The sequence below is a fragment of the Bradyrhizobium sp. 87 genome (genome assembly GCF_023073015.1).
Classification (GTDB): Bacteria; Pseudomonadota; Alphaproteobacteria; order Rhizobiales; family Xanthobacteraceae; genus Bradyrhizobium; species Bradyrhizobium canariense_D.
Genome location: NZ_JADPIQ010000022.1, coordinates 378,286 through 391,173 on the forward strand (window position 1 = coordinate 378,286; position 12,888 = coordinate 391,173).

At 62.7% G+C, this 12,888-nt stretch carries 13 protein-coding genes; 9 read left to right on the top strand and 4 right to left on the bottom strand.

Features of this window, described 5'->3' with window-relative positions; translation table 11 throughout:
- Window positions 1-213: 213 nt before the first annotated feature.
- The 3 genes from IVB50_RS06335 to IVB50_RS06345 are packed head-to-tail and all read left to right on the top strand — an operon-like array spanning window position 214 to window position 4,882.
- Window positions 214-2,013: an FAD-dependent oxidoreductase gene (locus IVB50_RS06335; RefSeq protein WP_247295015.1), complete on the top strand. Its 1,800-nt coding sequence runs from the start codon at window positions 214-216 to the stop codon at window positions 2,011-2,013.
- Window positions 1,983-3,830, top strand: a complete 1,848-nt coding sequence (locus tag IVB50_RS06340; RefSeq protein ID WP_085385335.1) for a 2-oxoacid:acceptor oxidoreductase subunit alpha — start codon at window positions 1,983-1,985, stop codon at window positions 3,828-3,830. Before IVB50_RS06335 ends, IVB50_RS06340 begins: the two co-directional genes overlap by 31 nt.
- Window positions 3,827-4,882: a 2-oxoacid:ferredoxin oxidoreductase subunit beta gene (locus tag IVB50_RS06345; protein ID WP_085351892.1), complete on the top strand. Its 1,056-nt coding sequence runs from the start codon at window positions 3,827-3,829 to the stop codon at window positions 4,880-4,882. Before IVB50_RS06340 ends, IVB50_RS06345 begins: the two co-directional genes overlap by 4 nt.
- A 4-nt stretch (window positions 4,883-4,886) precedes the next feature.
- On the opposite strand, the gene IVB50_RS06350 is transcribed toward IVB50_RS06345, so the two are convergent.
- On the bottom strand, window positions 4,887-5,330 hold the full coding sequence (locus IVB50_RS06350; RefSeq protein ID WP_018454075.1) for a DUF4399 domain-containing protein: 444 nt from the start codon (window positions 5,328-5,330) through the stop codon (window positions 4,887-4,889).
- 17 nt (window positions 5,331-5,347) lie between these two features.
- Window positions 5,348-6,898: an SUMF1/EgtB/PvdO family nonheme iron enzyme gene (locus IVB50_RS06355; RefSeq protein WP_085385333.1), complete on the bottom strand. Its 1,551-nt coding sequence runs from the start codon at window positions 6,896-6,898 to the stop codon at window positions 5,348-5,350.
- Between the two features lie 303 nt (window positions 6,899-7,201).
- Here IVB50_RS06355 and IVB50_RS06360 point away from each other — a divergent pair, with 303 nt between their 5' ends.
- The 6 genes from IVB50_RS06360 (at window position 7,202) to IVB50_RS06385 (ending at window position 9,844) form a co-directional block, all read left to right on the top strand.
- A complete protein-coding gene (locus IVB50_RS06360) occupies window positions 7,202-7,822 on the top strand; it encodes a hypothetical protein (RefSeq protein WP_018454073.1) in 621 nt (206 codons plus the stop codon).
- Between the two features lie 32 nt (window positions 7,823-7,854).
- Window positions 7,855-8,304: a DsrE family protein gene (locus IVB50_RS06365; RefSeq protein ID WP_085385332.1), complete on the top strand. Its 450-nt coding sequence runs from the start codon at window positions 7,855-7,857 to the stop codon at window positions 8,302-8,304.
- A gap of 82 nt (window positions 8,305-8,386) precedes the next feature.
- The gene (locus tag IVB50_RS06370; RefSeq protein WP_085361496.1) at window positions 8,387-8,713 is read left to right on the top strand and encodes a metalloregulator ArsR/SmtB family transcription factor; all 327 of its coding nucleotides are present in this window, start codon (window positions 8,387-8,389) and stop codon (window positions 8,711-8,713) included.
- Window positions 8,710-9,141 (top strand): SRPBCC domain-containing protein, encoded by a 432-nt coding sequence (locus IVB50_RS06375; protein ID WP_085361497.1) that lies wholly within the window; start codon window positions 8,710-8,712, stop codon window positions 9,139-9,141. The genes IVB50_RS06370 and IVB50_RS06375 overlap by 4 nt, the downstream gene beginning before the upstream one ends.
- A gap of 44 nt (window positions 9,142-9,185) precedes the next feature.
- Window positions 9,186-9,404: a hypothetical protein gene (locus IVB50_RS06380; RefSeq protein ID WP_085385331.1), complete on the top strand. Its 219-nt coding sequence runs from the start codon at window positions 9,186-9,188 to the stop codon at window positions 9,402-9,404.
- A 2-nt stretch (window positions 9,405-9,406) separates the two neighbouring features.
- Window positions 9,407-9,844: a DUF1801 domain-containing protein gene (locus IVB50_RS06385; RefSeq protein ID WP_085352024.1), complete on the top strand. Its 438-nt coding sequence runs from the start codon at window positions 9,407-9,409 to the stop codon at window positions 9,842-9,844.
- Between the two features lie 215 nt (window positions 9,845-10,059).
- Here IVB50_RS06385 and IVB50_RS06390 read toward each other — a convergent pair whose 3' ends face one another.
- Together IVB50_RS06390 and IVB50_RS06395 are read right to left on the bottom strand one after the other, a co-directional pair.
- On the bottom strand, window positions 10,060-11,595 hold the full coding sequence (locus IVB50_RS06390) for a SpoVR family protein (RefSeq protein WP_247295017.1): 1,536 nt from the start codon (window positions 11,593-11,595) through the stop codon (window positions 10,060-10,062).
- The gene (locus IVB50_RS06395; protein WP_026232663.1) at window positions 11,592-12,869 is read right to left on the bottom strand and encodes a YeaH/YhbH family protein; all 1,278 of its coding nucleotides are present in this window, start codon (window positions 12,867-12,869) and stop codon (window positions 11,592-11,594) included. The genes IVB50_RS06390 and IVB50_RS06395 overlap by 4 nt, the downstream gene beginning before the upstream one ends.
- Between the last annotated feature and the right edge of the window lie 19 nt (window positions 12,870-12,888).

Below are 12,888 nucleotides of genomic sequence, written 5' to 3' on the forward strand. Positions count from 1 at the left end.
ATGCTGCACCGCCACATACTGCGCACGGCCGTTAATGCTGTGCGCGCGTAGCTCCCATGAAAGAGGGGAAGCGCGAAATTTGCCGTTGTACTTCGGAGCGGTTCTAATAAGCTAACCTAATGACGTCATTCAGAAACCAGATCGCCGCGCGTTAGCGTTCGCAAGCTCAAGAAAAGGCCGCGGGGTCTTTGAGCCTGCGCGGACAGGGTAGGAATGAAACCGACCGATATTGCGGCCCCCGACTACTTTCACAAAGTGGTCGATTGCCAATGGGCCTGTCCTGCGCACACTCCCGTTCCCGAATACATCCGACTGATCGCCCAAGGCCGCTACAGCGACGCCTATATGATCAATTGGAAATCGAACGTGTTTCCCGGAATTCTGGGACGGACCTGCGATCGTCCATGCGAGCCGGCGTGCCGCCGCGGACGCGTCGAGGAGACGCCGGTCGCGATCTGCCGCCTGAAGCGCGTCGCCGCCGACTTCAAGGACGACATCACGCAGCGCTTGCCGCGCCCCTCGGCCAAGAACGGCAAGCGCGTTGCCTTCGTGGGGGGTGGTCCCGCTTCGCTGACGGTCGCCCGCGATCTCGCGCCGCTCGGCTATCACTGCACCGTGTTCGACGCCGATGCCCAAGCCGGCGGCATGATGCGCTCGCAGATCCCGAAATTCCGCCTGCCGGATTCGGTCATCGACGAGGAGACCGGCTACATCCTGGGTCTCGGCGTCGACTTCAAGGGCGGCCATCGCATCGAGAGCATGAAGGCGCTGCTCGCGGAGAAGTACGACGCAATCTTCGTCGGCTCCGGCGCACCGCGCGGCCGCGAGCTCGACATCCCCGGACGCAAGGAAGCAGCCGCCAACGTCCATATCGGCATCGACTGGCTGTCCTCGGTCTCGTTCGGTCATACCGACAAGATCGGCAAGCGCGTCATCGTGCTCGGCGGCGGCAACACCGCGATGGATTGCTGCCGCACTGCGCGTCGCCTCGGCGGCGAAGAGGTGAAGGTCGTCGTACGCTCCGGCTTCGAGGAAATGAAGGCCTCGCCCTGGGAGAAGGAAGATGCGCTCCACGAGGACATCCCGATCCTCAACTTCCTCGTGCCCACAGCCTTCGTCCACGACAACGGCAAGCTCATCGGCATCACTTTCCAGAAGGTGAAGGCCGAATATGACGCCAAGGGCCGCCGCAACCTCGTGCCCTCGGGCGAGCCGGACCAGACCATCGAATGCGACGACGTGCTGGTCGCGGTCGGCCAGGAGAACGCCTTCCCCTGGATCGAGCAGGACTGCGGCATCGAGTTCGATAAATGGCACATGCCCAAGGTCGATCCGCAAACCTTCGTCTCGACCAACCCGAAGGTGTTCTTCGGCGGCGACGCCGCGTTCGGGCCGAAAAACATCATCTGGGCGGTGGCGCAGGGCCATGACGCCGCGCTGTCGATCCACAAAATGCTCTCGGGCGAGGACATCACCGAGCGGCCATTGCCCGACGTGTACATCTCCTCGCAGAAGATGGGCATCCACGAATGGAGCTATGACAACGACATCTCCAACGACAAGCGCTACAAGGTGCCGCATCGCGACAAGGTGATCGCGCTGAAGGACATCCGCACCGAGGTCGAGCTCGGCTATGACGTCAAGCTGGCGCTGGGCGAAGCTCATCGCTGCCTGAACTGCGACGTCCAGACCGTGTTCTCGACCTCGCTCTGCATCGAGTGCGATGCCTGCGTCGACATCTGTCCGATGGATTGCATCACCTTCACGGACAACGGCGAGGAAGGCGATCTCCGTCAGCGCCTGAAAGCACCCTCGCTGCATCCGGACCAGGATCTCTATGTTTCCAGCGACCTCAAGACCGGGCGGGTGATGGTGAAGGACGAGGATGTCTGCCTGCATTGCGGGCTGTGCGCCGAGCGCTGCCCCACCGGCGCCTGGGACATGCAGAAATATTTGATCGAGATGACTCACGCAGGTTCAGCATGTCCGACAAAAAGCCGATCAGCAGCGTAAACGACTTCGTCGTCCGCTTCGCCAACGTCAACGGATCCGGCTCGGCCAGCGCCAACGAGATGTTTGCGCGCGCGATCCTGCGCCACGGCGTTCCGGTGAGCCCCCGTAACATCTTCCCCTCCAACATCCAGGGCCTGCCGACCTGGTACGAGGTGCGGGTGACCGAAGACGGCCATCTCGGCGCCCGCGGCGGCGTCGACATGATGGTCGCCATGAACCCGCAGACCTGGGACAAGGACGTCGCCGGCATCGAGCCCGGCGGCTATCTGTTCTATGATTCCACCAAGCCGATGCCGTCGACCAAATTCCGCGACGACATCACCGTGATCGGCGTCCCCCTGACCGCGATCACCAACTCGACCTATACCGATCCGCGCCAGCGCCAGCTGTTCAAGAACATCATCTATCTCGGGGCGCTCTCGGCGCTGCTCGACATGGATCCGAAGCTGATCGAGCAGCTGATCGGCGAGCAGTACAAGGGCAAGGAGAAGCTGCTCTCGTCCAACGTCCACGCGCTGCATCTCGGCCGCGACTGGGCACTGCAAAACCTGAAATGCCCGACCGGGCTGCGGGTGAAGAAGTCCGACAAGGTCGGCGACCGCATCTTCATCGAAGGCAACAGCGCCGCCGCGCTCGGCGCCGTCTATGGCGGCGCCACGGTGTGCGCGTGGTATCCGATCACGCCGTCTTCGTCCGTGGCCGAGGCCTTCACCGCGCACTGCAAGAAGTACCGGCACGACCCGGAAACCGGCAAGGCGAAATACGCCATCGTGCAGGGCGAGGACGAGCTCGCCTCGATCGGAATCGTGATCGGCGCCTCCTGGAACGGCGCGCGCGCCTTCACCGCGACCTCCGGCCCCGGCATCTCGCTGATGACCGAGTTCATCGGCCTGTCATATTTCGCCGAAATCCCGGCCGTGATCATGAACATCCAGCGCGCCGGTCCCTCGACCGGCATGCCGACCCGTACCCAGCAATGCGACATCATCGCCTGCGCCTATGCTTCACATGGCGACACCAAGCATGTGCTGCTGTTCCCGGAGGATCCCGCCGAAGCGTTCGAGTTCGCGGCCGCGGCTTTCGATCTCGCCGAGCGGCTCCAGACCACCATCTTCCTGATGCTCGACCTCGACATCGGCATGAACCACCGGCTCTGCCGTCCGCTGAAATGGGACGACGCCAAGCAATATGACCGCGGCAAGGTGATGACCGCGGAGATGCTGGACGAAGGCCGCGATTTCGGCCGCTATCTCGACGTCGACGGCGACGGCATCCCCTACCGAACCTATCCCGGCACGCATCCGACCAAGGGCTCCTATTTTACCCGTGGCACGTCGCGTGACCGCTATGCGCGTTACTCCGAAGAAGGCTCGGTCTACGCCGACAACATGCAGCGCCTGATGCGCAAGTTCGAGACCGCGCAGGATCTGGTGCCGCGGCCGCTCCAGGCCAATGCGGAACGGCCAACCAAATACGGCGTGATCTATTTCGGCTCGACCACGCCGGCGATGGACGAGGCGATCGGATTGCTTGAAGCGCGCGGGCATCAGCTCGACCGCCTGCGCATCCGCGCCTTCCCGTTCCACTCCAGCGTGGCGAGCTTCCTCGCCGAGCACGATTTCGTCTATGTAGTCGAGCAGAATCGCGACAGCCAGCTGCGCCAGCTCATCGTCAACGAAAACGGCATCGACCCGGTGCGGCTGGTGCCGATCGTGCATTACGACGGCTCGCCGATCACCGCCCGCTTCATCGCAAAAGCCATTGGCGACCACCAGGATCACATCAAGGTGACCCCGCTCCGCAAGGCCGTGTCATGACCTACATTGCAAAGCCGAAATTCCACCATCCCGGGCTGAAGAAGAACGAGCTCGGCTACACCCATCGCGATTACGAGGGCAAGATCTCGACGCTGTGCGCCGGCTGTGGCCATGACTCGATCACGGCCTCCATCATCGAGGCCTGCTATGAGCTTTCGATCGAGCCGCACCGGGTCGCCAAGATTTCGGGTATCGGCTGCTCGTCGAAGACGCCGGACTATTTTCTCGGCAATTCGCACGGCTTCAACTCCGTGCACGGCCGCATGCCCAGCGTCCTGACCGGCGCCAATCTCGCCAATCGCGACCTGATCTATCTCGGCGTCTCCGGCGACGGCGATTCCGCCTCGATCGGCTTCGGCCAGTTCGCGCATTCGATCCGGCGCGGCGTCAACATGACCTATATCGTCGAGAACAACGGCGTCTACGGTTTGACCAAGGGCCAGTTCTCGGCGACCGCCGACCGCGGCTCGAAGTCCAAGAAGGGCGTCACCAACACCGACAACGCCATCGACCTCGTCGCGATCGCGCTGCAGTTGGGGGCGACTTTCGTCGCGCGCTCGTTCTCCGGCGACAAGACCCAGCTCGTGCCGCTGATCGCGGCCGCGATCCGCCACAAGGGCGCGTCGTTCATCGACGTCATCAGCCCCTGCATCGCCTTCAACAACCATGCCGGCTCGACCAAGAGCTTCGACTATGTCCGCGAGCACAATGACGCGGTGAACCGGCTCGATGTGCTGGTCAGCCGCGATCCGATTGCGGTGGATTACGCACCCGGCACCGTGCAAATGGTCGAGCAGCATGACGGCAGCAGGATCGCGCTGCGCAAGATCGATGCCGACTACGATCCGCACGACCGGCTCGGCGCCCAAACCTTCCTGCAAAAGCACGCCGCCAAGGGACAGATCGTCACCGGCCTGCTCTATGTCGATCCCGACGCGGAAGACCTGCACGAGCATCTCAACACGGTCGAAACGCCGCTCAACACGCTGGAAGCCGACACGCTCTGCCCCGGCTCGGCGGCGCTGGACAAGTTCAACGCCAGCCTGCGGTGATTGCCTATCGTGCCGCGGCCGGCTGCCGGACGCGTATGGTGATCTTCTCCGACACGATGGGCGGCTCGAACGGATAGTGCTTGGCATCGCCCAGCACGAGTTGAAGCGTGTGCGTCCCGGGCGGAAGCTCGAGCAGCGTTTCGGTCTGCCCTGCCCCGAAATGCAGATGCGACTTGTCCTGCAGGATCGGCTCCTTGGGATCGATGGGGTCGTTGACGTCGATCAGCAGATGATGGTGACCGGCGTTCTGGTACTCGTCGCCGGCATGGGTCACTCCCATGTTGCGCAAGCCGAACCGGACCCAGAATCCGCCGCGCACCTTCTGCCCGTCACGCGGGGTGATGAAATAGAGCTTTGCGTCCTTGGGCGCTGCCTTGCCCTGCGAAAAGGCTGCCCCCGGAAGCAATGCGAGCGCCGCCGCCAGCGCGACGCAACGAAGGATCTGCATCAAACCAACTCCACCACTTAAGGACTGAGCGCCACGCGGAATCCGTGCGTGGGGTAACGAACATTGGTGTCGTAGCCATCGCGGTTGGACGGCCGCACATATCTCGAATCGTTCTTCCAGGAGCCCGAGCGCAGGACATGAGCGCTGCAGTCCCCGCTGCTCCATGCCGAGCCGTCGGTGGGCGCGCCCTGATAGGTCTTGTGCCAGCAGTCCTCGACCCACTGATCGACGCCGCCGCCCATGTCGTGGAGCCCGAACGGGTTCGGCTTGAAGCTGCCGACTTTCGCTGGCTGCTCGGCCGCGAGATCACCGCAATCCTTGCAACCGGCCATGCCCGGCTGCAGCTTGTCGCCCCACCAATATCTGGTCTGCGTTCCGCCCCGCGCGGCATATTCCCATTCGGCTTCGCTCGGAAGCCGATACGTCTTCTTCGTCGCCTTGGCGAGATAGGCCGCATATTGCTGCGCGTCGGTCCAGCTCACATTGCTGACCGGCGCATCGTCCTTGCCGATGGCGGTGAAGCTGCACGCCTTTGCAGCGGCGCACTCGTTCCATTCCTGCACGGTCACGGGATATTTGCTGATCGAGAACGGCTTCACCGTCACCTGATGGACGGGACGCTCGGTCGGGTCGTCGTTGCTTCCCATCGCAAAGCTGCCGCCGCGAATGGCGACCATCTCGGGTTCGCGGACGGGAATCGGCGATTGACTTACCGATTGACTCGTCGATTGATTTGGCGCCGGAGCGGGCGATGGAGATGATGAAGCCGACGAGGGAGAAGGCTGCGGCGTCTGCGGCGCCGCTTCGCGCGGCGGAGGCTGCGGGCTCGGCGATGCGGCAGGAGAGGCGGGAGTGACGGCGGCCTGCTCGCCTACCCTGCCCGGCGCCTGAGCCAGAAGATACCACAGCACGCCGGCGGCCATCACCGACAGCGTGATACCCAGGAGAAAGATCAGGGCATTCTCGCGCCGCCCCCGCGTCCTGCCGACCGCGTCTGCATCCGGCAGCACTTTATAAACGCGCACGGGATCGGTGATGTTCTTGACCTTGCGGTCCCCGAGCGACTCGTAACCGCACACGACCTTGTGCTTGATCTGCTCGTAGATCGCGCCGGAGATAAAGACCTGGCCTGGCTCGGCGATGCCCTCGATACGCGTGGCGATATTGACGCCGTCGCCGTAGACGTCGTCAGGCTCCACGATGACGTCACCGAGATTGACGCCAATCCGGTACTCGATCCGGGTGTTCTTCGGAAGCGAGGCGTTGCGGCCGATGAGATTCTGCTGGATGACGATGCTGCATCGGACGGCCTCGACCGGACTGTCGAAAATCGCGATGAAGCCATCGCCCGTCGTCTTCACCAGACTTCCGTTGTGCTCGACGATGCTGGGCTGGATGAGATCCCGCTCGATCCGCTTGACGCGGACGTGCGTGCCCTCTTCGTCGGCCTGCATCAGGCGGCTGTAGGAAGCGATGTCACCGACAATGATGGCCGCGAGGCGACGAGGCATAGGGCCGTGCGAAGGCGGCTCGTCATTCCCGGATCTGAAGTTGCGAATTTCGCCCATTGCGGGGACTCCACAAACTTGCAAAGGCAGACCCCAGCCTACGACTGCCAAAGGCGATCGTCTGTGAAGGCTATCACATCGATGGAATCGGGCAATGTCCGTGGAATCGCAGGCGCCGAGTTCCGAAAGGCGAAGGCGTCACGTCGAATGAACCTTCAGGACCCCACCGACGACTAATGCCCGGCGTGGAACTAATCACCTCGCTCCGCCCTGCGATGATGCTGTCAGCTGTGCGGACGTTGAACGCGTCGCACCGGGGCTGCGTCTACAGCGTACAGCTCAGCTGCTGCACGCGAGGCCATCATGAAGTCTTTTCTCGTTGCGGCCGTCTTCCTTGCCGCGCTCGGCGGCGCCGCTCACGCCGAGGAGGCCGACGATATCCGTGAGGCCATCAAGGCCGAAGCCGAAACCTTCAACGCGCGCATGTATGCCGGCGAACCCGGCAACAAGGCCTATGCCTGCTTCGTGCGCCGCTACGATGCCGAGCATCTGGCGCACCATCCGAAGCAGAAGGTCGCCTCGATGAAGCTGCTGATCTCGGCGGAGATGGACACCGAAGACAAGCAGTTCCACAACTCCTTCCGCCTCGGCTTCAGATATCGTCACCGCTCCGGCGATTTCGATTCCAGCGGCTCCTGTCATCACGCTGTGTTCACCAAGGACGGCACCGAAATCCGCCTCGGTTGCGGCGTCGACTGCGAGGGCGGCGGCATCGGCGTCGCGCTCTCGAAGGACGACAAATCGGCGATCGTGCGGCTGGCGCGGGTCAGGGTCTGGCAGAACAACAAGCCGGACGACGATGCCGAACTGTCACTGGTCGCCGGGGCCGACGACGGGATTTTCCGCCTAGATCGAACGGACAATAAGGAATGCGCCTCGCTCGTGACCGACCGCAAGGAACTCGCCGCGCTCCGCCACAAATGATATGTGTCCGGCACAATCGAGGGGAGATCGTCATGAACCGCCGGAACATCTTGTGGAGCGCCGTCTCAGGCCTGGGCGCGGCACTTGGCGCCTCCAGCGCGAAGGCCGCGACCGAGGCCGGCACGGGCAACAAGCTGAAGGTGGTCTATCACCTGAGCGATGCCGAGAAGGTCAACTTCGTCCTCGGCAACATCCAGAACCACATCGATGGCGTCGGCGGCCCCGACCATGTGACGATCGCGCTGGTGATCCACGGCCCGGCACTGAAGGCGTTTCACTCGGCGCAGGCCAACCCTGACATTAGCAAGCGCGTCGGCGATTTTTCCAAGGATGGCGTCGAGCTTGCCGCCTGCGGCAACACGATGAAGGCGCAGAACGTCACGCTCACGGATCTCCTGCCGGGCTTCGTCAGCGCGGAGAAGGGTGGCGTCGTCCGTTTGGCCGAGCTCCAGTCGCAGGGTTATCTCTATCTGCGGCCGTAGGAGCGCGCGCTCGACATCCCCCTTGACGTACCCATAACCCCAGGGTTATGAATATATCCATAACTTGCAGGTTATGGATTTTATGCCCGCCATCGCCCACGACCTTCTGTTCAGGACGCTCGCCGACCCCACTCGTCGGGCGATCTTCGAGCGATTGTGCCGCGAGGGCGAACAGACGGTCGGAGCCCTGACAGCACTGTCGGGCGTTTCCCAGCCCGCAGTCTCAAAACATCTCGGCGCGCTGAAGCAGGCTGGTCTGGTGCGCGACCGGCATCAAGGGCGGCAGACGCATTACAGCGCCCAGCCCGGCGCGCTCAATCCGCTGATCGACTGGACCAGCCAGATGACCGGATTCTGGCAGAACCGGCTCGATGCGCTCGACGATCTCCTGAAGAGGATGGACCAATGAACGAATCCCCCACCGAAACCCGATCTGTCGTCGTCGAGCGCGAATATGCCTTTCCGGCAGAGCGGATCTGGCGCGCGCTGACGCAGCCGCATCTGATCGAGGAATGGCTGATGAAGAACGACTTCAAGCCGACCGTGGGCCACCGCTTCAACCTTCGCGGCGAGTGGGGCGGCGTGTTGGACTGCGAGGTCCTCACCATCGAGCCGCAGAAGACGCTCGCCTACACCTGGAATTTCTCGCATGACGACGCGGCGTTCGATCTCAAGAGTGTCGTGACCTTCACGCTGACGCCGGCGGGCGCAGGCACGCATCTGCGCGTCGAGCAAGCGGGCTTCAGCCCGACGCAGAAGCAGGCTTTTGGCGGCGCGCATGCCGGCTGGAAGCAGTTTCTCGCCAAGCTGGACGAGCTGCTGGCAAGGGCAGACTAGCTCGGCCGCCGGCCTTCATTCAATCATCTCAAGAGGAGGTTTCATTGACCGGAAACATGTGGGTTCGACAGATCCATCGTTGGCTGTCGATCGCTTTCACGCTTGCCGTCATCGCCAACATCGTCGCCCTGACGCTGCAAGTCCAGGCGACGTGGATCGGCTTGCTCGCCTTCGTCCCATTGATCCCATTGCTTGCGACCGGACTCTACATGTTCGCGCTGCCATATCTCGGCCGCCGCCGCGGCGCCCGACAAGAGGCGTGAACATGAAGAAGGCCGTCACCGTGAAAAACAGCAGCGCGACGAAGGCGGATGGCGCTTCGCCATCCAGGATGATCGACGGCAGGATCAAGGAGCTCGGCGACTGGCGCGGCGACATGCTCGGACGAATCCGCGGCCTGATCAAGGAGGCCGATCCTGACGTCGTCGAGGAATGGAAATGGCGCGGCGTTCCGGTGTGGGAGCACGACGGCATCATCTGCACCGGCGAGACCTACAAGGCCGTGGTGAAGATGACGTTTGCCAAGGGCGCAGCGCTGGACGATCCAGCCGGCCTGTTCAACTCGAGCCTCGACGGCAACGTGCGGCGCGCGATCGATATTCGCGAAGGCGAGAAGATCAACGAGAAGGCGTTGAAGGCGCTGATCCGCGCAGCCGTGGCGCTGAATGCGTCCAAGAAGAAGCCGGCGAAACGTTCCGGATAGAACAGCCGTTGTGGAGCCACGAACGCTTTCCTTCTCCCCTTGTGGGAGAAGGTGGCGCGAAGCGCCGGATGAGGGGTCTCTATCGACACGGGAAACGTTGAGAGATACCCCTCACCGCAGTGAGCTTGTGTCTCCGAGCGTCGCCGCCCTCTCCCACAAGGGGCGAGGGCGCATCAACGCGCATCTCGCCGTATTGCTCCGCATAGTCAGCAGCGTCAGGCCACCGCCGAGATCGGGCGCGGGCTCACGACATATTCGCGCAGCACCTTGTCATTGGCGTCGACCTCGATCAGTGCGACGTCGTAGGTCCAGAGATCGGCCAGATGCTGGAGCACGCGCTTGGCGTCGGTCTCGTTGAGCTGCGCGCCCTTGATGACATGGTGATGCAGGATCAGCCGCCGGTCGCCGGAGAGATCGACGTCGACCACATCAATATTCGCGTCGATGTAGCCGACATCGTGCTGCCGTGCCAGCTCGCGCCGAACGCGGCGGAAGCCCCGCTCGTCGTGAATGGCGTCGACCCGGATGCCGGCGCGTTCCTCGGGGTCATCATGCAGGTGGAACATGCGGAGGTGCCGCATCAGCTTCGGACTCAGGAACTGGGCGATGAAACTCTCGTCGCGGTAGTTGGCCCAGACGTCGCGCAGCACGCCCATCACGTCGTTCTTGCCGGCGATGTCCGGGAACCATTCGCGGTCCTCGTCTTCCGGCCTGGTGACGATGCGCTCGATGTCCTGCATCATGGCGAAGCCGAGCGCATAGGGATTAAAGCCGGAAAAGCGCTGGTCATCGAATTCGGGCTGGAACACGACATTGGTGTGCGACTGCAGGAATTCGAGGAAATTGCCGTCGCTGATGCGGCCCTGCTGATGCAGCTTGGTCATGATGCGATAGTGGACGTAGGTCGCCGTCCCCTCGTTCATCACCTTGGTCTGGCTCTGCGGATAGAAATATTGCGCGATGTGGCGGACGATGCGCAACAGCTCGCGCTGCCAGGGCGCCAGCCGCGGCGCGCTCTTCTCGAGGAAATACAGCAGGTTCTCCTGCGGCAGGCCGAGCAGCTTGCGGCGGCGTTCGATGCTGAGCGCGGACCGGGTCTTGCTCTTTCCCGCCGGCACGGTGCGCCAGAGGTCGTTGAAGACCTCCTCCTCGTGCTGGCGGCGGCGCCCTGCCCGCTTCTCTTCGGCGCGGAGGTCGAGCTTCTTCTTGCCGGGATAGCGGTCGATCCCATGCGACATCAACGCATGCGCGGCATCGAGGGTGCGCTCGACCTCCACGCGGCCGTAGCGATCCTCGCATTGCATGACGTAGTTCTTGGCGAAATCCAGATAGTCCAGGATGCCATCGGCGTCGGTCCACTGCTTGAACAGATAGTTGTTCTTGAAGAAGTGATTGTGGCCGAAGGCGGCGTGCGCGATCACCAGCGTCTGCATCGTCGCCGTGTTCTCTTCCATCAGGTAGGAGATGCAGGGCGAGGAGTTGATCACGATCTCATAGGCGAGGCCCATGAGGCCCTTGCGGTATGAGGCCTCGTGATACGCAAAGTGCTTTCCGAACGACCAGTGCTTGTAGAACAGCGGCATGCCGACCGACGAATAGGCGTCCAGCATCTGCTCCGCGGTGATGACTTCGATCTGGTTCGGATAGACGTCGAGCCCGAGATCTTTCGTCGCCACCTCCTCGCAGGCATCCGTGATGCGCTGCAAGGTGTGAAAATCCCAATCGGCGCCTTCGAACAAGCGTTCCGTCATGGAGCGGCTTTCTCCTGGGCAGTGTCGCGGCGCTGAAACAGATCGTGGAACACCGGAAAAATTTCGCTGCGCTCGCTGACCTTGCGCATCGAGAGCGGTGCGCCGCTGTTGCGCAAGCGCTCGTAGAGGGTCCAGAGCGAGGAGTCGGACAGATCGAAGGCGCTGCCGCCGGACTCGCCGACCTCGAGATAGGCGAAGAACTGGCAGACCGGCAGGATTTTGTCGGTCAGCAGCATGCCCGCGAGCTCGCCGTCGGAATAGGAATTGTCGCCGTCGGAAGCTTGCGCAGCGTAGATATTCCAGTCCGACGGGCTGAAGCGTTCGCGCACGATCTCGTGCATGGCCTGCAGCGCGCTGGAGACCAGCGTGCCGCCGGAAGCCGGGCCATAGAAGAAGGTCTGCTCATCCACCTCCTCGGCGCGATCGGTGTGGCGGATGAAGACGATGTCGACATGCTTGTAGCGGCGCTTCAGAAATACGTAGAGCAGCATGTAGAAGCGCTTGGCGAGATCCTTCATGTGCTCGGACATCGAGCCCGACACGTCCATCAGGCAGAACATCACAGCCTGGGCAACGGGCTTTGGAACCGTCTCGAAGCGGCGGTAGCGGATGTCGAGCGGATCGATGAAGGGAATGCGCTTGGATTTCGCCTTCAGTTTTTCGAGCTGGGCTAGCAGCAGCAGACGCTCGTCCTCATCTGCACAGGCAGCGATGGCGGATTCAAGCTCTTCGATCTCCTCCTTGCTGGGACGCTTGAGCGCGATACGGCGCGCCATTGCGCGCCGAACCGTCCGGCTCACCGAGATGTTGGATGGCGAGCCCGACGTGGTGTAGCCGGCGCGCTGGATGCCCTCGCTCTCGGTCTGCGCGATCTTGCGTTTGGCGAGATCAGGAAGTTCGAGGTCATCGAGGAAGAGATCGACGAATTCGTCGCGGCTGAGCACGAAGCGGAAGGCGTCCTCGCTGTCGCCTTCGCCCGGACCGGAATCCTTGGCACTGCCCTGGCCGGAGCGCTGGAGATAGTCGCCCTCGATGAACTTCTTGTTTCCGGGCAACACCATGTCGCGCGTTCCGCCGTCGCGGCGGAAACGCGGCTCGTGCATGCCGTCGAGCGGAATGGTGACCTCGCCACCCTCCAGGACGTCCTTGATGTCGCGTTCCTGCGAGGTCTTCTTGACGGCGCCCTGCACCAGGGATTTGGCCCGACGCAAGAACCGCTGCCGGTTCTCGAGACTCTTGCCGCCTGGATTCAGGCGCCTGTCAATAATGTGAATCGGCACTTTTCCATCCGCC

Excerpts from the sequence above, each read along its gene's own strand:
- IVB50_RS06390 (WP_247295017.1), bottom strand. The coding sequence starts at position 11,595 with ATGACGGAACGCTTGTTCGAAGGCGCCGATTGGGATTTTCACACCTTG.
- IVB50_RS06340 (WP_085385335.1), top strand. The coding sequence starts at position 1,983 with ATGTCCGACAAAAAGCCGATCAGCAGCGTAAACGACTTCGTCGTCCGC.
- IVB50_RS06385 (WP_085352024.1), top strand. The coding sequence starts at position 9,407 with ATGAAGAAGGCCGTCACCGTGAAAAACAGCAGCGCGACGAAGGCGGAT.
- IVB50_RS06360 (WP_018454073.1), top strand. The coding sequence starts at position 7,202 with ATGAAGTCTTTTCTCGTTGCGGCCGTCTTCCTTGCCGCGCTCGGCGGC.
- IVB50_RS06355 (WP_085385333.1), bottom strand. The coding sequence starts at position 6,898 with ATGGGCGAAATTCGCAACTTCAGATCCGGGAATGACGAGCCGCCTTCG.
- IVB50_RS06345 (WP_085351892.1), top strand. The coding sequence starts at position 3,827 with ATGACCTACATTGCAAAGCCGAAATTCCACCATCCCGGGCTGAAGAAG.
- IVB50_RS06365 (WP_085385332.1), top strand. The coding sequence starts at position 7,855 with ATGAACCGCCGGAACATCTTGTGGAGCGCCGTCTCAGGCCTGGGCGCG.
- IVB50_RS06370 (WP_085361496.1), top strand. The coding sequence starts at position 8,387 with ATGCCCGCCATCGCCCACGACCTTCTGTTCAGGACGCTCGCCGACCCC.
- IVB50_RS06335 (WP_247295015.1), top strand. The coding sequence starts at position 214 with ATGAAACCGACCGATATTGCGGCCCCCGACTACTTTCACAAAGTGGTC.
- IVB50_RS06350 (WP_018454075.1), bottom strand. The coding sequence starts at position 5,330 with ATGCAGATCCTTCGTTGCGTCGCGCTGGCGGCGGCGCTCGCATTGCTT.
- IVB50_RS06375 (WP_085361497.1), top strand. The coding sequence starts at position 8,710 with ATGAACGAATCCCCCACCGAAACCCGATCTGTCGTCGTCGAGCGCGAA.